This window comes from Oceanobacillus saliphilus (assembly GCF_023522835.1).
In the GTDB taxonomy this organism is placed as follows: domain Bacteria; phylum Bacillota; class Bacilli; order Bacillales; family Amphibacillaceae; genus Oceanobacillus; species Oceanobacillus saliphilus.
The window spans coordinates 1-279 of record NZ_JALCZU010000078.1 but is presented as its reverse complement, the minus strand read 5'-3'; the positions used below and the strand labels follow the sequence as shown (position 1 = coordinate 279).

Genomic DNA, 279 nt, shown 5'->3' with positions numbered 1-279 from the left:
ATGAACGCTCAACGTAACCAGGTACATCTTCGTCAACTGACAAGCAACCTTCACCCATTGACAAGGCTGTTTGCTTAACTGATTGACGTGTAATAACTGGGTTGTAGATTGTTCCCTTAAAGAAGTACGTTGGCTCAGCGTCTTCGTCAATATCTGAGTCATCAACATCTTCATCAGGAATCAAAATTGAAGAAAATTGTTGTGAAATACCAACTTGTGGCGCAGCCAATCCAACACCAGGACGAAGACCGTACTTTTCGTTTTCTTCTTCATCTTGAC

1 protein-coding gene is annotated in these 279 nt (G+C 41.9%); it reads right to left on the bottom strand.

The features are described from left to right. Positions 1-279, bottom strand: a 279-nt coding sequence (locus MN204_RS20520; RefSeq protein WP_249872908.1) for a peptide deformylase, incomplete at both ends; no start/stop codon positions are given.